We start from the raw sequence: 20620 nt of genomic DNA, 5'->3' as shown, positions 1-20620 counted from the left end.
GTGAAAAGATCTTTGAGTTTATAGTCACAAATTAAAAAAAATATTTTAATTTCATTGGGTAATTTTATAAATATGCTTTTTTTAAAAAACTTAAATAGTTTATTGTTCTTTCATTTAAAAAACCTGAATATAATGAAATACCCAGAGGATAAAAGGGGGGAGTTTTTCATATGACTTTGAATTTAACAAACACTGTTTTTAATTTTTTAAAGAAAAACCCGACAAAAAAATTTACAGCTCGAGAAATTGCTCAATGGATATTTGAAAATTACCCAGAAAAATGCCGTCAAAAACAAAAGCATTCAACGGCAATAATTACTCCCCTTAATAGTGATGCAGCTCTTATTCAGCAAATTGTTGCTGAAATAGGAGCAGGACGCCCTCAGTTACAAAAACGTTATTCAGAAATTAAAACCACTGAAGGACGACCACGGCAATATTATTTTACTAAACAAACAGATAGTGCTGAAATTGATGCAGTAGAGGACATTGATGCAGCAGAGGACAATGCAAAGAGTAGAACAGAAGATGGCTCTGTTAAAGAGCATGATCTTTATCCGTTATTATCTAAATTTTTATGGTCAGAGCTTGCAGTTTACAGCAAGCGCATTAATGAGAAATGTTCTCGTAATAAACATGGTGCAGGCGGAAATAAATGGCTTTATCCAGATCTCGTAGGAATGCAAGATTTAAGCAGTGAATGGAATCGTGAAATCAAAGATTGTGTTTTGCAATATTTTGATAAAAAAACGAAGCTTTGGTCTTTTGAAGTAAAAATTCTCATCAATCGTTCAAATTTACGAAAAGCATTTTTTCAAACAGTTAGTAATTCGTCATGGGCTAATTTGAGTTATTTAGTTGCTAGTGAAATTGAAGGAGTTGATACATTAAAAGAGCTTCGAATGCTTTCAAGTTTGCATGGAGTTGGATTTATAAGACTTAATAAGGAAAACTCTTCCGAGAGTGAGATTTTAATTCCTGCCAAAGAACGTAGTGATATTGACTGGGATACTGCTAATAGACTAGTGGAGGAAAACAAAGACTTTCTTGATTATATTAAGCTCATTCGTCAATTTTATCAAACTGGCGAGATGCGTCCACTAGACTGGGATCATATGTATCCATGAGAGGTATTTTAAAAAAGACTCTATTGTTTAAAAGCCTTTTTTTCAGAGTGATAAAAAATTACTCTAACTATTTTATTTGACTTATTATATTGATATAATATATTGATTTATAATGATAATTATTCATTTGTTTTAAACTTAAATGAGGGGGGTAAATATCCTAGCATTCAATCTTTTAAGACCACCTTATATTGATATTGTATCAATCAAAATTGTTTGCATGCATCTCATGAGTGGGCTTGAGTAGGGGAAGAGTAAAAATTCCGTTTTAGACCCGTTCTATTTTGTACGTGAGGCGTAATTACATTAGATACTAGACTTAATAATTATAATTTATTACAAATTTGATATTTTAGAAAGTGAAATGCAATTTTCTTGCTTTGTTTACATCAAATATTGAAAATATTACTTCCTCATATTGAAGTCTTCTTACGGAGAATATACACTACTATTTCTTTAATTTTCATTGTTTTTCGTTTTGATTATTATTAAGTTTTTTGTTATCCAAATTAAACATTCAAAAAAAACTTTACTCTTATAAAATATTCACACAGTTTGCCACAATATTCTCTTTATTTTTCAATAATACCGCACGCCAAACGCGCACCACCTCCGTCAAGCGGTAATGGTTTGTCTGATTGATTATCTGCTCCTAAATGAATGACTAAAGAGTGCCCTTTAATTTCAGAGATTTTTTTTAATCGTGGAGCAAGAACGCTCATCATAGCATACCCTTGCTTATCAACATAAAGTGCTGGTAAATCACCAAGATGACCATTGACATTATAAGGTCCTAAATGTTTTCCGGTATGTTCCGGATCATAATGTCCACCTGCGCTTCCACCAATTATGCCATCTTTTGTATCACATGAAGGATTTACATGTATATGAAAACCATGCATCCCTTCTGATAAAGTAGATAAATTAGGGATAAAAATCAAACCGTATGTGTTTTCTTCAATTTTAATGCTACCAATAGCCTTTTTTGAATTATTATATTCTAATTTATAAATATTTACTTGTGTTGATAGTGCTAATGCAGAATTTTTATGAATTAAAAATGCCATAAAAACCAATAATGATAATAATATTTTTTTCATAAAATTCCTTTATACTTATATTTAAATAAATTTTATCTATAAAAATAATCTATATTATTAAATATATATGATTGTATTAAATTGAAATTTAAGAAAAATAATTTACATAGAAATATTATTTCATTTATAACACGATAATTATTTCATCAAAAACAGAACATATAATTTGTTGATGACTTAATTATTTTTCATAGAAAAAATGACGAAAAATTTTTATTCATTATGAAATTTACAAGAGAAAGAATTATTATGATTCATATAAATTTCCCATAAAATACAGCATATACCAACACTTCCTCCCATTCCTGATCCTATCAGTGTTCCTATTATCATTCCGGCAGAAAGTGCTACTCCTATACCCATTGCGATAACTGGACCAAATCCTGGAAGAGCAATATAACCATAAGTTGCAAGAGTTGCTGCGATAGCTCCTGATATGCTACCATTTAAACCGCCAATGAAAGCAAATTCTTTAATAGAATGGCAGCACTTTTTTAATTTTTTTTCCTTACAGCTATGAACAAAAACGTTGCTGTAAGTTTTAAAATCAATCATATTTTTTTCTTTCATTTTGAATGCTAACTGTTCCTGAATAGTCAACGGATACGAAAAAATGGGACTTTTTAAATTTTACTAAAGCACGCCAGATGCCTTTGTCATCTAAACGCAATCGTTTAATATTCTCAAAACCATTTTGCATAAGACAATTTTTAACTTGTGAAGCAGTAAATGAGTTCTGACCTATTTTAGTGATATTTTGAGTAGAGCTATAGGTAAAGGCTTGACAATAAGGAAGATGAAAAACCTCACTGATTGAAGTAGTGACTGTCAACGAGACACATACAATCATTATAAAAAAAATACTTAATTTCAAAAATTTATTTAGTTTCATCTTGTCACCATTTGTTGAAACAACACTTCATTAACCTCTGTGTTACTAACAAGTTCCCAAGATGATTTTATTTTTAATAATATACTTAATGATAAAAAGTTTTGAAACTCTATTGATTAAATAAAAATGTTTTTTATTATTTATTTTCTTATTTTATATTAGTATGCTAAATATATATAATAATTTTTAATAAAAAATGATGTATAGTACTACTAATTTTACATGTTTTATTACAAAAGCTCAAATATAAATAATTTTTCTGTGGTTATTGATACCTTATTCACTTATTATTATTTGTTTATTTTACGTTATTATCCATTATTGCTCAGTAGAGCTGTTTAGATGATTTTGTTGGAAATATTTGCATAATTTCCTTGAATCCACAACCGGGATACATTCCTTCGCGCATAAATAAATTACGTAATGGTGAAAAACTATGTAACAAACCAAGCCCAACGCTTCGTATCATATGAACAGGCAACATATGAGAAAGTAGAGCAGAGTTAAGTGTATGAACAGCTCCACTTCGGATTAATATATCTGGTTTGCGGCATTTGTTATAATGCGCAACAATCATTTCAGAGTTAGAATTGGACATTTTATTGAGTAAAATATCAATCAAAGTTTGGACATCACGGAATCCTAAATTCAATCCCTGTGCCCCAATAGGGGGGAAAACATGAGCGGCTTCACCCACTAAAATTGTTCGATTAGCAGCAAAATGATAAGAAAGAAGTCCTGAAAGCGGCCATGCTTGAATTGATGTTTCTAAGCTTAGCTTTCCAAGCATTGATTGCATTTGGTTTTCGATCATTTTTGCAATTTCTTTTGGTTCTATATTCAACAATTCCTCAGCACGAGAAGGATGAACAACCCATACAAGACTAGATCTTCGCCCTGGTAAAGGAACCTGTGTAAATGGACCATGTTCTGTATGAAATTCGGTTGATGTATTTTGATGAGAAAACTCATGAGAAAAGTTGAGAACAAGTGCTTTTTGTGGATAATTCCACTGTTTGACACTTATTCCTGCTGCGGCACGTGTAAGAGAGTGACGTCCATCAGCAGCAACAACAAGTGGTGCTTGAATGACTCTATGATCAGCAAGAGTAATACATACATGGTTTTTTGTGTGATGAAAAGATTTGGCTGCCGAAACAAATCTTGTAATATTGGGCGTATGTGTAACAGCATCGACTAAAGCACTGTTCAATTTTACATTAGGTATATTATAGCCAAAAGCTTTTTCACCAATTTCAGCAGAAGAAAAATGCACCGTAGGAGCATGCACAATTCTAGAAGTTATATCTACAATTCTCATGTAGGATAAAGAAGCAGCATATTTTTGAATATTATTCCAAATATTGAGTTTTTGAAGCATGCGTACTGCAGGCATCATAAGAGCAGTTGTCCGTAATTCATCTGTATGAGCAGGGGGGCCAACAAGAAAAACAGAAAACCCCTCATGTGCAAGACTCAGTGCGGACAACATTCCCACAGGACCTGCACCAATAACAGCAATATCTTTATGCTCTTTCTTTTCAAATATCACAACGATTTGAACCTTTATCCATTGAGAAAATATTTTAACATTTCCAAATGATCACTCTCTTTTTATTATATGAAGCTCTTCTATTATAGTATGTAATAAATAATGCGATATAAAAAAGTAACCTTTTTATGATTTTTTTAAATGCTGGGTTATATCATCGGCAAAAAATGGCGTATTGATAGATGGTTGAAGACTTTAAAAACGAGGATAAGAAAACCTTGAAACGTAAACTAACAAAGAAAATCAAAACAAATGCTAAATTATTACGCCATAAAAAAGTAACAATGCCACAAGCAAAGGCTTTTTCTGTTCATTTACTAACAGCTTCGGGATCATTTTTAGCGTTTCTTTCTCTTATATCAGCCTCTCAAAAAGAATGGACAGCTATGTTCTGTTGGCTTGGGCTTGCACTTCTCGTCGATGGTATAGATGGACCAATTGCACGCAAACTTGATGTTAAATACGTTCTTCCAACATGGTCTGGAGAGCTGTTAGATAATATTATTGATTACGTGACTTATGTCTTAATTCCTGCTTTTGCACTCTATCAAAGTGGTTTTATGGGGGTAGGGTTATCGTTTTCATTGAGTGCAATTATTGTTATTTCATCTGCTATTTATTATGCAGATACTAGCATGAAAACCAAAGAAAACTTTTTTAAAGGATTTCCTGTTGTTTGGAATATGATGATTTTTACGCTTTTTGTCGTAAGACCGGGAGAGTGGATTACTTTTATCATTATTGTTTTATCGGCGATTATATCTTTTTTGCCAATTTATTTTATCCATCCAGTAAGAGTCCTTCGTTTACGCAGAGTTAATTTTCCAATTTTTCTCTTATGGTGTTTTTTTGGTGTTTCTGCATTCTTTTATCAACTAGAGGCTCCCTCTTGGGTTAAAATAGGAATTTCAGTAACAGGATTTTATATATATTGTATTGGCGCAATCATGCAAATATTTCCTCAACTTGGGGCAAAAAATATAAAAAAACAATAAATAGTTGTTTTAAGAAGGGTGTAAGATGCAAATTGATTTTGGAGCAGATGATGATATTTCTTTTACGAAAGAAGGGCGTGCTGGTATTATAAAGCTCACACGCCCTTCAGCATTAAACGCTCTGAATCAACGAATGGTTTCAGCTTTAAAAAAAGCTCTCAGGACATGGGAAATAGATGATAATGTTTCTTGTGTTTTAATTGAAGGGGAGGGGCGTGCTTTTTGTGCTGGTGGAGATGTTGTAGAAATCTACCATATGGGGAAAAGTGCCTCTGCTTGTCAATACTTTAGTGATGAATATAGTTTAAATGCTTATATTAAACATTTTTCAAAGCCCTACATTTCTTTCTTAAACGGTATTTGGATGGGAGGAGGGGTAGGTATTTCTCTCTATGGTTCGCATCGAATTGTTACAAAAAATACAGTTTTTGCTATGCCAGAAGGTGCAATTGGATTTTTTCCAGATGTAGGTGCAAGTTTTTTCTTACCATCTCTTCCCAATCATTTTGGCATCTATCTTGCATTAACGGGCGCACGCATAAAGTGGGGAGATTGCTTAAATTTAGGATTAGCAACACACGCCGTTGCTGAAATTGAATTCGATATGATTAGAAAAGCTATTATTGAGCAAGGAGATCCTACTTTAGCTTTAAACGAGCGAGCAATTACAAAAGACTATGAAACGAGTCATGAAACACGTTGTATTATTAACACTTGTTTTAGTGCACATACCTTAGAAGAATGTCTTGAGTTGCTACATAAAAAAAGTAATGAAGGTATTTTATTTGCTAAAGAATGTTATGATATTTTGCAGTCACGTTCTCCGATAAGTTTAAAAGTTATCTGGAAACAAATGAAACAAAATTCATCTCAAACGTTGGAAGATTGTATGAAAATTGAAAACCGTATTGCACATCATATGATTAATTCACATGATTTTCATGAAGGTATACGTGCTATGTTAATCGATAAGGATAAAAGACCTCAATGGCAGCCAGATAAACTTTCAAATGTGACAGATGAAATGGTAGATTCTTACTTCCAACCTGTTGAGCAAGAGTTATTATTGTGAAAAATAATTCACACAAACGGATTTCAAAAATCAATTTAATCTATAACTGTTATTTACGGTTTTTGGCACTCATTTGCTTAGTCCTAGGTATTTGTTATTGGATACGCCTTGTTGGTGTTTTTCCAGGTATTCTATGGCGTTTTGATCTTATGCCTTGGCAGTGGCAAGTTGCATCAGCTATATTGGCTATTCTCTATCCTATTGCCTTAGTTGGACTTTGGATGTATTCATTATGGGGTATCATTGTGTGGTGCATTGCAGCATTGATTGAAGCAATAACAATATATTATTCTGATTTTATTTATCAGCCATTTGTACCGTTATTTCATGGAATATTGTTTTTAGCTTTCATAATACTACAAATTGTGATGATTTTTTTTAAAAGAGTAAAAAATAAAAAAACATCGTGATTGAAATTTTCGAGCCAGAATAACAGGCTCGATTTTCAATCATACAACTTCAAAGGTCATCAAGTTTTTAAAAGTAGCTCACCACAGTTTTCAAACATACGTTCCTCAAAGTGCTAATGCTAGTGCTAGATATACTCCTTCCATAAAGTTCCATAATATAGATTATGCGATAATACGATACAGAAAAATAAAGCAAACCCTACTTTAAAACATAAATCATATTTATAATCGTACAACTCACTTTTTAAAAAAAATTATGGTAATGGCGATAATAATTGAACCGCACATTAAAATATTCGGTCTTTGAGAATATTCCTCAAAGACCAAAATAGTTGTGATGAAATTACGTCGTATAAATAATAAAAATTACTGTACTATTTTACAACGTTTCATACGTGCAAGATCACTCAAAACAGCATTACGATTATTTAAAGCTGAAATTTCATTACTTTCACTTGATTTTACATCCATAAAAAACAAAGCAGGTACAAATACAACACCTGCTGCTGCTAAGGCCACGTTTTTATTTCTTGCTTTAGAACGCTCTGCAATTGTATCATTAATCTGACGTTTATTAGCAAAAAACTCCCGTTGAATATCGGCACAACTCATTGATCCGTCATGTAATGTTGTCGTTGAAATGTTTTTTTCTAAACGCCCTCCACATGCTGTCAAGGAAACCGCTAAAACCACAATACATACACCCCGCTTAAAATTCTTATACATAAAAGCCTCATTTTTGACATAAAAAAGCACTAAATATGTCAAAATTGAAATAAAATAAAGGATAAATCTAAAAGTATTTTATTTAACTTAAAATATTGCACATAATAAGCTTACGTATCTGTTTCAAAAGTAAGACCTTGATATGCAGGTTTTACATGGGATGGAACATAATTTATAACCTTGTTGTAATCCAGCGATCTATCCATATGTGTAAGTATTGCTTGTTTTGGCTTTAAATATTCTATCCATTGTAATGCTTGATCAACAGAAAAATGACTCGGATGGGATTTAAATTGAAGAGCTTCAATGATGAGAACATCCAAATCCATTAATTTGGATAAAGTTTTTTCAGGAAATTCACTAACATCCGTACAATAGGCAACATTCCCAATCCGAAAACCTAAGGAATGAATGTTTCCGTGGTGTTGTAAATATGTATTGACGCTTATTGCTCCGCCCTGCCCATGAATAATAAATTGGCTATCTTCATTGATAAGATGCTCTTTTAAAATGGGAGAATAAGATGAAGCTTTTGGTGTTTGAAAACAATATCCGAAAGCACTTTTGAGATGCTCTAGTGTAAATCTGTCGGCATAGATATCTATTAAACATTTTTGTGCAAGTGCATAGCTGCGTAAATCATCAATACCGTGGATATGGTCTGCATGAGAATGTGTGTAAAGAGCAGCATCAAGATGGCTTACACGCGCATCAATCATTTGTGAGCGAAAATCTGGACCTGTATCAATAACGATTGTTGTTTTGTCTCCTGAAGGTTTAATACGTTCAACTAATAAAGAACTTCTGTAGCGTTTATTTTTAGGGTTATTCGGATCACATGTTCCCCAATCACCATTGGGTCGTGGCACTCCTGGAGAAGGACCACAACCTAATATTGTAAATCGGTATTGATCACACATATCTTTTGCCTTATTTCATTTTACTAAATAAACGAAAAGCGTTACGCGTTGTTATTTGAGCTGTTTCTTCAATGCTTAAGCCAATTGTTTCAGCCAAAACAGCTGCTGTATAGCATACAAAAGATGGTTCATTTGTTTTTCCCCGATGGGGACTAGGTGCTAAGAATGGAGCATCTGTTTCCACTAACAAATGCTCATGGGGCACAATTTTTGCTATTTCACGGATTTCAAGTGCATTTTTAAAAGTAAGAATACCTGAAAAAGAAATATAACCACCAAGTTCGATTCCAGCACGAGCAAGTTGTATTCCAGACGAATAACAATGAAGGATAAAGGGGAAAACTCCTTCTTTTATCTGTTCACGTAATATTGTCTCCATATCGATATCGGCATTGCGTGAATGTATAACAAGAGGAATCTGTGTTTCTCGAGAAGCAATGATATGTTCTTGAAAAACTTTCTTTTGCTCTTCTGGTGTAGAATAATCATAATGATAATCAAGCCCCCCTTCCCCAAACGCAACAATTTTAGGGTGATTCGAGAGCTGTATAAGCTCTTCCGCTGTAATATTTTGTTCTTCATGCGCATGATTGGGGTGTGTTCCAACAGAACAAAAGACTTGATCATAGCTTTGCGCAATGGCTAACAGCTTATCTAACTTATGAACATGGGTTGAAATTGTTATCATACGTTTAACGTCAGCATCTAAAGCCCGTTGGATAACATTATCCAAATCTTGTGAAAAATCTTCAAAATCAAGATGACAATGTGTATCAATCAACATGATAAGTATCTTCTTTCTTCAAGATATAACGAGGAAAAATCGGTTCTGGTGGTGGAAGATCAAGCCCTTCTTGAATTTTTGAGTGACTTATATGATACAATAACCGATCATCTTCAGCAACCGCAAGGCTATCAAGAAGTTTCGCTGCTGATTGGGGTATGAAAGGTAAAAGCATAATTCCTATTCTCCGCAAGATTTCTACAGTGATATAAAGAACTGTAGAAAATCGCTCTTGGTCATTTTTACGTAAACTCCAAGGTTGTTCGTTGGCAAAATAGCGATTGGCATCTGCTACAATTGAAAAAATAGCTGAAAGTGCTAAATGCATACTATAAGAAGACATAGCTTGATGTACAGTTTCAAGTACTTGAAGAGATTGTTCTAAAAGCTGTTTATCTTGAGCTAAAAATGAAGTTGGTCTCGGGACTTGTGCATTACAATTTTTGGCAATCATAGACAAACAGCGCTGTGCTAAATTACCAAGATCATTAGCAAGATCAGCATTAATACGGTTCACAAGGCTTTCATGGCTATAACTACCATCTTGTCCGAATGGTACTTCACGGAGAAGGAAATAACGGACCTGATCAAGACCATAATGATCAACCATTTCAAAAGGATCAACGACATTTCCAATAGATTTTGACATTTTTGCACCACGATTAAGTAAAAAACCATGTGCAAAAATATTTTTAGGCAATTCAATTCCAGCAGACATTAAAAATGCCGGCCAATAAACTGCATGAAAACGAATAATATCCTTACCAATAATATGCGTATTTGCAGGCCAAAAATCACGTTTTTTTGAATTTTCATTGAAAAAACCAATTGCTGATAGATAATTTGTAAGCGCATCAACCCAGACATACATCACATGCTTTGGATTCTCAGGAACAGCAATGCCCCAGTTAAAACTTGCGCGTGAAATAGAGATATCTTTTAAACCTGATTTTATAAAACTTATAATTTCATTACGCCGCTCAAGTGGAGCAATAAAATCAGGATGTTTTTCATAATATTCAAGAAGAGCCTTTTCATAATGAGAAAGTCTAAAAAAATAACTTTCTTCTTCATTCCATTCAACTGGAGAGCCTAATTCTTTCTCACGGCGGATGTTGTCTGGTCCAATTTCCGTATCTTTTTCTTCATAATAGGCTTCTTGGCGAACCGAATACCACCCCGTATAACGACCGAGATAAATATCGCCATTTGCTTCCATCTTTTTCCAAATTTCTTGACAAGCTTGGTAATGGCGTTCTTCTGTCGTACGAATAAAATCATCGTTAGAACAATTTAATACTGCAAGCATTTTTTGAAACACAGCACTATTACGATCTGCAAGTTGCTGAGGTGTCATACCTAATGCTGCTGCGGTTTGTTGCATCTTTAGACCATGCTCATCTGTACCAGAAAGAAAAAATACATTTTTTCCGTTTAATCGTTGAAAGCGGGCTAAGACATCGCTTGCAATTGCACTATAGGCATGTCCAATATGTGGGGCACCATTAGGATAAAAAATGGGAGTTGTTATGTAATATGTGTCACGCATGTCATACTCGTTGTAAAACGCTATAAATAAAAGATATAAAGATATAATGACATAACGTCTGTTCATCGTATTGTCACGGAAAAACTAATCCTCATGAATGATCTTATGAACTTTAAAAAGTAAGTTAATAACAAACTGCTTTTTATCGAGATTAAACAGTTGTATTTCCTCTATTTCTTGATGAATCTCTTGCCATTTTTCCGCATATTTTTTTGAGAGAAATAAGTCACCCTTTTCAACGAGCATGATAGCTTTTTTTTGAATTTTATTAAGAATTTCATCACAAAATTGTTGAAATTGGAATGTAGAAGAAACAGATGAAAATGTTTGTGCAAGAGTATGTACAATCGTTGCGTTACAAACAGGTTTCTCTAAGAGAGCATCAATTGTTTTAATAATTTCAAGACCGTCATGGCAGATAAGTAAAGCAGCTTTTCGAGGACTTCCTTTAGATTTTTTAATAATTATTTCAATTGTTTTCTCATCAGGTAAGTTCTGATTGGCAAAAATATGTATAATAACTTTTTTCATTTCATCGTTATTCAACGGACGAAAAGAAATTTTTTGACACCGTGAGTGGATTGTTGGAAGCAATTTTCCTGAAGAATGCGCGATAATAACAAATAACGTTTTTGAAGGTGGTTCTTCAAGTATTTTGAGAATTGCATTTGCTGCATTTCTATTCATATCATCTGCAGAATCAATAATAACAATACGCCATCCATTATCTTGCGATGTTCGGCTTAAAAAATGCATAATATCACGGACATCATCAACGAGTATTCCTGTTTTAAACTTTTGCGTTTTTACATCAAATCGACGTGAAATATACAAAAGACCAGGGTGACTTCCTTGTGTAATTTGGCGCCATGGAGTAGAATAAGGATCGGGTTTCAAGAAAGCCTCCTGTTGAGAACTTAAAATGTTCCAAGCAAGATGAAAGGCTAAAGTAGCTTTTCCAATCCCATATTCTCCTTCAAATAACAATGCATGATGCAAACGCTCTTCTTTAAGCATTTGTGTCAAAAAATGACGAACATCCTCATGACCAAAGACAACATCATTCTGGGATGGTGATAAAATTGTATCAATATCATCATATTGGCGTAAGATATTTACATTACTCATGAAAGCTTATCCAACAATACCTGATGACAAATATTTTTTATTTGATGTGCAACCGCTTCCACTGAGCCAGTAGCATCAATGACTCGAAATCTATGGGGTTCCTGTTTGGCCAATTGAAGAAAAGCTTGACGCCTTTGTTCTTGAATTTCCAACTGATCTTTTTCAAAATAATCAATTTCTTCTGTTTCTTTTCTTCGTAAATTTGCACGTTTCATACCACACATTGCTGGCATATCTAATAAAAATGTTAAATGGGGCAAGATACCATTGAGTGCAATACACTCTAAAACAGCAAGAAGAGAAGAACTGACTGTATCATTGAGTCCTTGATAAACGCGTGTAGAATCAATAAAGCGGTCACATAAAACGATTTTACCTTTTTGCAAAGAAGGCGCGATAACCTCGGTAACATGGTCGACACGTGCGGCTGTAAACAAAACAGCTTCAATCAACGGTCCATAATGTTGCGCCTGCCCTGACAATAAAATATGCCGGATTGCTTCTGCTCCTAGCGTTCCCCCTGGTTCTCGTGTTGTGACAACATCATAACCTTGGTGTGAGAGAGACTCAGCAAGTAAAGAAATCTGCACCGTTTTTCCTACCCCGTCCCCTCCTTCGAATGTAATAAAATAACCTGACACGTATGACCTTAACCTTATTAGCACGTAACTACAAATATTTCCGTAACCATCCAATTGTTATTTCATAGAATGCATTTTTTACTTTTGCAAAGAAACTTCCTTCCTGAACATTCATTCCGGCAAAAACTGGTTTTTCCAGAAGAACCTTTTTATCTTCTAAAATTTGAATAACGCCAACTGATTGTCCAGAAACGATAGGAGCTTTCAATGGACCATGATATTTAATTTTTGCTTTAACATTTACTTTTTTTTCATTCGAAAGCATAAAACTTATTGGTTTTTTAACAATGAGTGGAACAAAATTTTGCGTACCACCATAAACAGAAGCACGACCAACCGTTTCTTCTTTTATGAAAATCGTTTTGAGATCAAATGCTGTCATTCCCCATTGAAGAATGCGTTCTATTTCTTTTGTATATTTTTTACCATCTTGCAAACCATTGATTGCTAAAAAAAGACGTCGATGATTTTTAGAAATGGTGGCAACCATTGAAAAACCTTCTTTTTCACTGTAGCCAAAACCAAATCCTTCTACACCAATTTCCTTAGAAATAAGAGGGTTTTTATTACGTTGAAAAATATTATTCCACGTAAAATGAGGCTCACGATAAAGTGCATAATAATCCGGATATTCCTGAACAATATGACGTGCTAATATAATCATATCACGCACGGTTACAAATTGTCCATCTTCGGGTAGCCCTGTTGCGTTAACAAAATGACTCTGAGATAATCCGACTATTTTCGCGCGCTGATTCATCAGTTTTGCAAAATGAGCCTCATGTCCAGATATTCCTTCAGCAAGAATAATAGCAGCATCATTTCCATTCATAATAATTAAACCACGTAAAAGATCAGAAACACTGATTTCTGTCTTTATCTTTGCAAACATAGTGGTTGTACCGGAAGGTGCTCCACCTTTACGCCAAGCATTTTCACTGACCTTGAATTTCTGCGTACTCTTTAACATTCCCTCCTTTAAGTGATGAAATACGACTTCCACTGTCATCAATTTTGCTAATGAAGCAGGAAAAAAAGGAATATCACTTTGTTTTTCATAAAGTATTGTCCCTGTATCATCATCGAGTAACAACAATTGTGATGCAGAAATTTGAAAACCTTCTGCTCTCCCCCACGTGTCAAATGCCAATATCCCCCATAAAGTCAATAAGATCCTTAATGTTGTATACATAGCTTCTCCTCCCATCCCAAAGATCAACATAAAGAATCTTATATAGGAAAAAACTTTTTTATTTCCGCAAATTGAGGAATTATTGACAACTCAAGAAAAGACTTTATTTTTATTCAACTTTATCAAAAGTAATATGATGAACTTTTTATCTTCTACATAGGTTTAGTTTAATATTTTAAAGTATACAAAGACAAAAATATTTTTAAGTTTTTTGTTTTATATTTATAGTACATTGTTTATTATAAAAATTATAATATTTTAACTTATATATTATTAAAAATGCTGTAAGATTTCTTCGTTATATTTCTTTTCATATTGAATTTAATAAAATTCGCTTACTTACGCGTCATAAGTAAAGTTCGTATATGGATAAAAATTATTAAAAAAGAGAATAAAAATACCTCTTATCAACCTCTCAAGTGTTAAAAATTATCGCACAAAACATTGGAGGTTTACAAAGTGTACGATGGTGTCGGTTTATATCTTCATAAGTGTAAAGATAGTGATGTCTAAAGGCGTTACCAATCATACCATTCATAGGCGCTATCGTAAAATAGGCTTGTAACGTGTTGAAATATTTCCCTTTTAAATAAGTACGTGAATTGGCAATGTATGTGTATTTTGTTTGAGACGCTCTGTTTCTCGTGAGGGGACTTACTCCATTAAAGAACATGATAAACAAAAGCATGAAGTAATGCATAATCTCTTCATAAGATATTACCGTGGATGCTTTTTGGAAAGCTGCAAAACCGAATCAAAAGAAAATATTTTTCAAGCTTTTTATTCCTATCAAATTGATTGTATAGTTGCTTTGGAGATTACACAAACAGACTGATACAATAATCTCCCCTCGTCTAGCAAAAGCTATTACAGCAAGAAAAGTACGCGCTTTATTAAAGCAAGAAATATCATAAAACGACGAATAGACCAGTAATGGAGCGGAAAGAACGTATTGAATTTATAATAGCACCCAACCACGCTTTTTTAAAAGGACAACGCGCTTTAAGATGAAAACCTTCCACTAAATCCGTAAGTTCTTATCTTTTTTACTAGAGAATTATATAGATAAAAAATCAACGCATATTTTCTTAAAACAGTTGTAGCCAATTGACCTTTGTTTTTTTGTTTAGCTTATTTATAGAAGCAACTTGATCGAATGGCATCGGCTTATCAACCATGATAGGACCAATTTCTGGCAATTTAACTGCAACAGTTTTATTACGTTGTTCCTGTTCAACAGCAGCTGCTTTAGCTAATCCTTCTTTGTTTCCTGTATTGCGCTTGTCTTTTAACAAAACAGTTTCTCTTTTTTTCGAAACATTTTCTGACGCTAATGAATACGAGGCAGCATTTCCAGGAGTATAAGAGGCCATTAAATATGCACCATCATAATAGCCAACGGGTGCTTCAGCAATATATTCTACCTTAACATCTGCAACCCCCCTATCTACATACCCCAGTATTGCCGCAGCTTGCCTTGATAAATCAATGATTCTGTCTTTCATAAAAGGTCCGCGATCATTCACTCTAACAATGATTGAAGATCCATTTTTCAAATTAGTAACACGAGCATAGCTAGGTAAAGGCATTGTAGGATGAGCAGCAGTCAAAAGATTCATGTCATAAATTTCACCGTTGGCAGTTAAACGCCCATGAAAATCTGAACCATACCATGATGCTTCGCCAACACGTTTATAAGTTGGATCATTTTGAGGATAATACCACTTTCCTTTTATTTGATAAGGTTTACCAACAACAGCTCGTCCACGCTTTTTTTCTTCCGATTGATTCTTCTTATTGGATACTTGTTGAGGTAGTACAGAAGTGTTTACGTCAATTGGTTTATTATGATAGGAATCTTTTATTGAAAAATTCATAGTTTGGCTTGCGCAACAAGATACCAGTGACTGAGAAATGACGATCATAGAAAACAATTGAAGTGATGGTTTAATAATAAAAGTAAATTTCTTTTTTCTATTTGAAGGCATCTATTCAGTCCACTTATTTCTGTTAAGTACTACTGTAAAAACCACGTCACGCTTTTTATATGCGACGGAAGAATTTACGTTTTTAAATGATTTCCCTCGCGCATATACCACCCTTGAATTGGCTCCTTTTATCAAGAAATTAACACATTGTTAACCTTTTTATGATTTTTGTAAGAAATAAATGTACTATAGTAGATGTTTAAAAGAATGAAAATTAAACAAATCAACATCTTATAGAAAAGTTATTTCATAATATAAACTGTGAATAAGTGGTGATTTTAGCAACTTGTTTTGCGAATCATGTAATGCAGTAGGTATTAAAAAATCAATCTATGGATTGAGAAAAGGAGCAACCACATTTTCTGCCAACGCAGGTACAACCGTATCGTAAGCTTAAAGCTCTTTATTTTGGACAGGAGACAGCATAGCATCGCTCTATTCCAAAACATCTGATAGAAAATGACTGATTATAGAATCAATAAAAAACTTCAAAAAGAATCAAAACGAGAAAGATTCTTAAATTTTTGTATAGTCTATTGATATTATTTAAATTTGGTGAGCGCGCAGGGATTCGAACCCTGGACCTACTGATTAAAAGTCAGTTGCTCTACCAGCTGAGCTACGCGCTCTCACACAAGCTATCTAGTTTGTAGACTATCTAATTTGCAGAAAGTGAAGGGAACATACGGTTGACTTTTCATTTGGTCAACACCTTTTGAAGAAAAATATTATTATTTTCTTCAGTTATCAATAATTTTCCGTTTTCCCCTCCTTTTTTCATCATTGTATAGATACTCTTTAATCTTCTTTTTGAAGTTTCAATCAAGGAACAATTTCATTGCAAAATATTGCATAGATTCGGAGCGCTAAAATTATAAGAAATTACCCTCCTTCCCTCACATGGGTTGTTGAGCATAATGGATAGAGAAAAAATACCTTTTACTATAATATTATTTTTATATCTTCATATTTTAGTTTTCAATTTTCAAATATGAATACAGATTTACAATATAACATATTGATTTATAACAATTTATAATTTCATCACTTGAGTGAGAGAATAAAACTATAAAAAAGAAATGAAAATACCTTTTATACCTCCTTTCAATAACCAAAAATTATCTCAACATTAGGGTTCAGCAAAATAGTATATAGCGGTTGGTACGTTAGACCTGAAAATGGGACAATGAGCAACAATGGCATTTTGAGGGTATGATTTTTATTCATGCATAATGAATATATAACGAAAGCCAATTTATCCTATAGAATAAAACAGACATAAAATTCAGTCTCATTGAAAGTATCCCGAATGACTATAAATTATGCTCACTATTATAGCTGTAGATAATTTTACTTAAAAAAAGCAGAAATAATATGCAGTGTGCAAAATGATCTAAATACCCATAGAGTGTTCTAAATATATAAAATGCCTTCTAATTAACTTTTTTATATCAAGAAATTACAAAATACGTAGATATATTTTTAGAAGAAAAGGATAACACTGGTCATAAAATTTAGTGTTGGATAATCCAGTCAGAGCTATAAAGTATTTTTATACATTGTTTAATATTAATGTAGATATATAATATATAAATAATAATTTCATAAAATTCTTAAAGTAAGTTTTATATAAATAATAATTTAAATATGTCTATAAATAAACATATTGCTTCATTAACTTAACTTATAGGATCAAAAATAAAGAAAATAATTTTGATTTGGCGGAAAAAAAATTGTAAAATTGTTATATATACATGTATTTTTACTTTACTCCTTTTTTATTATTTTGATTGGAATATTGAATGCTAACATGTAAACAATATGAGCTACTCTTGTTTATTCATAACCATACAAAAGAAACTGGTGTTCCTCCTTCTTTTGAAGAAATGAAAAATGCATTAGAACTTTCTTCAAAGTCTGGTATTCATAAGCTCATTATAGCCTTAGAACAACGAGGGTTTATACGTCGTTTACCCAATCGCGCTCGTGCAGTGGAGGTGATTCGACTCCCTGAGAAAATAACATTTAACCTTTCTTTAGCACGTAAAATTTCTCCCAGTATGATAGAAAAAAATAAAAGGGAAATATCAAAAAACTTGAGTAACCTTGACAACTTTGATGAAGAAGAAAAAAAAAATATCACCATTCCTATTATGGGACGTATTTCTGCGAGCGTGCCCGCCTCTGCTATACTGCAACAAATAAACACTCTTTCTCTCCCACGCAATATGGTTAATACAGGTGAGCACTACGCATTAGAAGTTAAAGATGATTCTATGATGGAGGCTGGTATCCTTAATAAAGATACGATCATTGTGAAACGTCAAAATACAGCAATAACAGGTGAAATTATTGTTGCGTTTATTGATAAAAAAGAAGCCACATTAAAACGTTATCGACGCAAAGGAGCTTCTATTGCATTAGAAGCCGCAAATCCTCATTATGAAGCACGTACATACGAATCCGAACGTGTAGAAATACAAGGCAAACTTACCGGACTTATTCGCAAATATTAAAAATAAACCTTATAGTACGCGATAGATATCGCAATAAGGAGTTGTTGAGTATTTTTTTATTGTGCCACACGCAGTTGACTTCCTCTCCACTGCCAAAGGATGCCCCAATTCGGTCTATAAACAGTCCAGATCCTTATCGAGCGGGTTTCATTTTTCCTTCCCTACATCTCCTTCACTTACGCAAGGAGCGACAAGTAAGCTTTAAAATATTCACCACGTACTTTATAAAAGAACTTGAATGCTTTGAAGGAAGCAACCTTATATCATCGTCCTCAATGACAGAATTTTACGATATAAATTGTATGCATGCATAAAAACACATAAAATTTTGTAGAAAAAAATCAAATAACTTTGTAACAGATTTTATTGCATAGGTATAAAAATAAAGAACATTATTTTTCAGTTATAAAAGTGTAACTCAATCATTCACAATAATTGTAGGATCATCATGGTAGCACCTCGTATTAGTTTTGTCTCCCTCGGATGCCCAAAAGCACTCGTAGATTCTGAGCGAATTATTACACGCCTTCGCTCTGAAGGGTATGAAATTTCACGTCAACATCAAGGAGCTGATGTCGTTATTGTGAATACCTGTGGCTTTCTTGACTCGGCAAGGAGAGAATCATTAGCCAATATTGATGAAGCTCTCAAAAAAAATGGAAAAGTTATTGTAACGGGGTGTCTTGGTGCTGATCCTGATGTTATTCGCCAAACGTATCCTAATGTATTGGCTATTACAAAACCGCAAGCTTATGAAAGTGTTATAGAAGCTGTTCATACAGCAATTCCTCCTGTTCATGATCCTTTTCTTGATTTAGTTCCTCCCCAAGGTATTCGTTTAACACCTCGCCATTACGCCTACCTAAAGATTTCTGAAGGATGCTCTAACCAGTGTAGTTTTTGTATCATCCCTACTCTGCGTGGTGATCTCACTTCACGTCCCATCAGCGATGTTCTTCGTGAAGCTGAAAAACTCGTGCAAGCGGGTGTAAAAGAACTTTTAGTTATTTCACAAGATACGAGTGCTTATGGTATTGATCTAAAATATCTCGAAAATTCTTGGAAAGATCGTACAATAAAAACAAAATTCTTTGATCTTTGTCGCGAACTAGGCGATATGGGTATTTGGATACGTATGCATTACGTTTATCCTTATCCCCATGTTGATGAAGTTATCGAACTTATGGCTGCAAAAAAAATTCTTCCTTATCTGGATATTCCTTTTCAGCATGCATCACCAGCTATTTTGCGTCATATGAAGCGTCCTGCACTCATAGAAAAAACAAACCGTAGAATTGAAAAATGGCGAAAAATATGCCCAGATCTTACTTTGCGGTCAACATTTATTGTTGGTTTTCCTGGCGAAACGAATGAAGATTTTAATATACTCCTAGAATGGCTAGAAGAAGCAAAAATTGAACGCGCTGGGTGCTTTAAATATGAAGAGGTAAAAGGAGCCGTCGCAAATGATTTGGGATTAGAAAATATTCCTGAAGAGGTGAAAGAAAATCGCTGGCATCGTTTTATGGCAAAACAACAACAAATTTCTACACATCTTTTAAAGAAAAAAATTGGAAAAAGACTCCAAGTGCTTATCGATGAAAGTCAAGGAAAAGTTGCCAAAGGACGTAGTCAATACGATGCTCCAGAAATAGATGGTGTTGTCCATATATCATCACGACGCCCGTTGCGTGTTGGTGAATTTGTCAGCGTTAAAATTGAACAGTCGGATGCCTATGATCTTTATGGTGTAGCAGTTTGAAAATTTAACTTCTTCCCTGTCCTCAATGATGAAGATTTCTATCAGCATTGGTTTATAAAAAGATCGGCTACTCACAATCGAACTTGATCACTTATGTAACTCACTTCATGAGAATTTACGAGCAATCCTCGCCCTGAATGTTTGCTATACACTCCACAAATACCAAGCAGTTATATATTCTCTTAATTTAATGCCTTAAATGAGGTGACGGCGGCGCAAAAGAATAAAATCCTCAAGGTTCACCATTTTTACTTAACAAAAGAGAA

18 protein-coding genes, 1 tRNA gene and 1 pseudogene are annotated in these 20620 nt (G+C 33.6%); 7 read left to right on the top strand and 13 right to left on the bottom strand.

Annotated features, from left to right (window positions below; genetic code table 11):
- Window positions 1-170 precede the first annotated feature (170 nt).
- Window positions 171-1127, top strand: a complete 957-nt coding sequence (locus ACFIJ7_RS06190; protein WP_375644831.1) for a COG2958 family protein — start codon at window positions 171-173, stop codon at window positions 1125-1127.
- Between the two features lie 572 nt (window positions 1128-1699).
- Here the strand turns inward: ACFIJ7_RS06190 and ACFIJ7_RS06185 are convergent.
- The 4 genes from ACFIJ7_RS06185 to ACFIJ7_RS06170 all read right to left on the bottom strand — a co-directional run bounded on the left by ACFIJ7_RS06185 (window position 1700) and on the right by ACFIJ7_RS06170 (window position 4671).
- Window positions 1700-2227: a superoxide dismutase family protein gene (locus ACFIJ7_RS06185; protein WP_375644830.1), complete on the bottom strand. Its 528-nt coding sequence runs from the start codon at window positions 2225-2227 to the stop codon at window positions 1700-1702.
- Window positions 2228-2440: 213 nt separating this feature from the next.
- The gene (locus ACFIJ7_RS06180; RefSeq protein ID WP_375644829.1) at window positions 2441-2797 is read right to left on the bottom strand and encodes a hypothetical protein; all 357 of its coding nucleotides are present in this window, start codon (window positions 2795-2797) and stop codon (window positions 2441-2443) included.
- Window positions 2775-3119, bottom strand: a complete 345-nt coding sequence (locus ACFIJ7_RS06175) for a hypothetical protein (protein ID WP_375644828.1) — start codon at window positions 3117-3119, stop codon at window positions 2775-2777. Before ACFIJ7_RS06175 ends, ACFIJ7_RS06180 begins: the two co-directional genes overlap by 23 nt.
- A gap of 325 nt (window positions 3120-3444) precedes the next feature.
- Window positions 3445-4671, bottom strand: a complete 1227-nt coding sequence (locus ACFIJ7_RS06170; RefSeq protein ID WP_375644827.1) for a UbiH/UbiF family hydroxylase — start codon at window positions 4669-4671, stop codon at window positions 3445-3447.
- A 182-nt stretch (window positions 4672-4853) separates the two neighbouring features.
- Between ACFIJ7_RS06170 and pcsA the strand changes: the two genes are divergently transcribed.
- Genes pcsA through ACFIJ7_RS06155 form a run of 3 tightly spaced genes read left to right on the top strand, consistent with a single transcriptional unit; the run spans window position 4854 to window position 7148 of the window.
- The gene (gene pcsA, locus ACFIJ7_RS06165; protein ID WP_375636099.1) at window positions 4854-5666 is read left to right on the top strand and encodes a phosphatidylcholine synthase; all 813 of its coding nucleotides are present in this window, start codon (window positions 4854-4856) and stop codon (window positions 5664-5666) included.
- Between the two features lie 25 nt (window positions 5667-5691).
- Window positions 5692-6738 (top strand): enoyl-CoA hydratase/isomerase family protein, encoded by a 1047-nt coding sequence (locus ACFIJ7_RS06160; RefSeq protein WP_375644826.1) that lies wholly within the window; start codon window positions 5692-5694, stop codon window positions 6736-6738.
- Window positions 6735-7148: a DUF6163 family protein gene (locus tag ACFIJ7_RS06155; protein ID WP_375644825.1), complete on the top strand. Its 414-nt coding sequence runs from the start codon at window positions 6735-6737 to the stop codon at window positions 7146-7148. Before ACFIJ7_RS06160 ends, ACFIJ7_RS06155 begins: the two co-directional genes overlap by 4 nt.
- A 366-nt stretch (window positions 7149-7514) precedes the next feature.
- Here ACFIJ7_RS06155 and ACFIJ7_RS06150 read toward each other — a convergent pair whose 3' ends face one another.
- The 8 genes from ACFIJ7_RS06150 to ACFIJ7_RS06115 all read right to left on the bottom strand — a co-directional run bounded on the left by ACFIJ7_RS06150 (window position 7515) and on the right by ACFIJ7_RS06115 (window position 16076).
- Window positions 7515-7874, bottom strand: coding sequence for a hypothetical protein (locus ACFIJ7_RS06150; protein WP_375644824.1), 360 nt, complete (start codon window positions 7872-7874; stop codon window positions 7515-7517).
- 110 nt (window positions 7875-7984) lie between these two features.
- The gene (locus tag ACFIJ7_RS06145; RefSeq protein ID WP_375644823.1) at window positions 7985-8794 is read right to left on the bottom strand and encodes an MBL fold metallo-hydrolase; all 810 of its coding nucleotides are present in this window, start codon (window positions 8792-8794) and stop codon (window positions 7985-7987) included.
- Between the two features lie 10 nt (window positions 8795-8804).
- Window positions 8805-9578: a TatD family hydrolase gene (locus ACFIJ7_RS06140; protein WP_375644822.1), complete on the bottom strand. Its 774-nt coding sequence runs from the start codon at window positions 9576-9578 to the stop codon at window positions 8805-8807.
- Window positions 9568-11127: a methionine--tRNA ligase gene (gene metG / locus ACFIJ7_RS06135; RefSeq protein WP_015856397.1), complete on the bottom strand. Its 1560-nt coding sequence runs from the start codon at window positions 11125-11127 to the stop codon at window positions 9568-9570. Before metG ends, ACFIJ7_RS06140 begins: the two co-directional genes overlap by 11 nt.
- A gap of 84 nt (window positions 11128-11211) precedes the next feature.
- Entirely contained in the window at window positions 11212-12255 is a 1044-nt protein-coding gene (locus tag ACFIJ7_RS06130; protein ID WP_375644821.1) for a DNA polymerase III subunit delta', read from the bottom strand.
- Window positions 12252-12896 carry a dTMP kinase gene (gene tmk / locus ACFIJ7_RS06125; protein ID WP_375644820.1) on the bottom strand — a complete coding sequence of 215 codons (645 nt, stop codon included), beginning with the start codon at window positions 12894-12896 and terminating at the stop codon, window positions 12252-12254. The genes ACFIJ7_RS06130 and tmk overlap by 4 nt, the downstream gene beginning before the upstream one ends.
- Before the next feature lie 28 nt (window positions 12897-12924).
- A complete protein-coding gene (locus ACFIJ7_RS06120; RefSeq protein WP_375636091.1) occupies window positions 12925-14088 on the bottom strand; it encodes a D-alanyl-D-alanine carboxypeptidase family protein in 1164 nt (387 codons plus the stop codon).
- A gap of 1088 nt (window positions 14089-15176) precedes the next feature.
- On the bottom strand, window positions 15177-16076 hold the full coding sequence (locus ACFIJ7_RS06115; protein ID WP_375644819.1) for a septal ring lytic transglycosylase RlpA family protein: 900 nt from the start codon (window positions 16074-16076) through the stop codon (window positions 15177-15179).
- A 277-nt stretch (window positions 16077-16353) separates the two neighbouring features.
- Between ACFIJ7_RS06115 and ACFIJ7_RS06110 the strand changes: the two are divergent.
- Window positions 16354-16539 (top strand): annotated as a pseudogene (locus ACFIJ7_RS06110) (integrase); the annotation flags it as partial.
- 90 nt (window positions 16540-16629) lie between these two features.
- On the opposite strand, the gene ACFIJ7_RS06105 reads toward ACFIJ7_RS06110, so the two are convergent.
- Window positions 16630-16705 (bottom strand) — tRNA-Lys (locus ACFIJ7_RS06105).
- A gap of 1173 nt (window positions 16706-17878) precedes the next feature.
- Here ACFIJ7_RS06105 and lexA point away from each other — a divergent pair.
- A complete protein-coding gene (gene lexA, locus ACFIJ7_RS06100) occupies window positions 17879-18592 on the top strand; it encodes a transcriptional repressor LexA (protein ID WP_375636089.1) in 714 nt (237 codons plus the stop codon).
- A gap of 448 nt (window positions 18593-19040) precedes the next feature.
- Entirely contained in the window at window positions 19041-20354 is a 1314-nt protein-coding gene (gene rimO, locus ACFIJ7_RS06095) for a 30S ribosomal protein S12 methylthiotransferase RimO (protein WP_375644818.1), read from the top strand.
- Window positions 20355-20620: the final 266 nt, after the last annotated feature.

The organism is Bartonella sp. MR100HLJHH, from assembly GCF_042194215.1.
Classification (GTDB): domain Bacteria; phylum Pseudomonadota; class Alphaproteobacteria; order Rhizobiales; family Rhizobiaceae; genus Bartonella; species Bartonella grahamii.
Note: the sequence above shows the minus strand (reverse complement) of the source record. Positions and strands in the feature narration are given on the sequence as shown.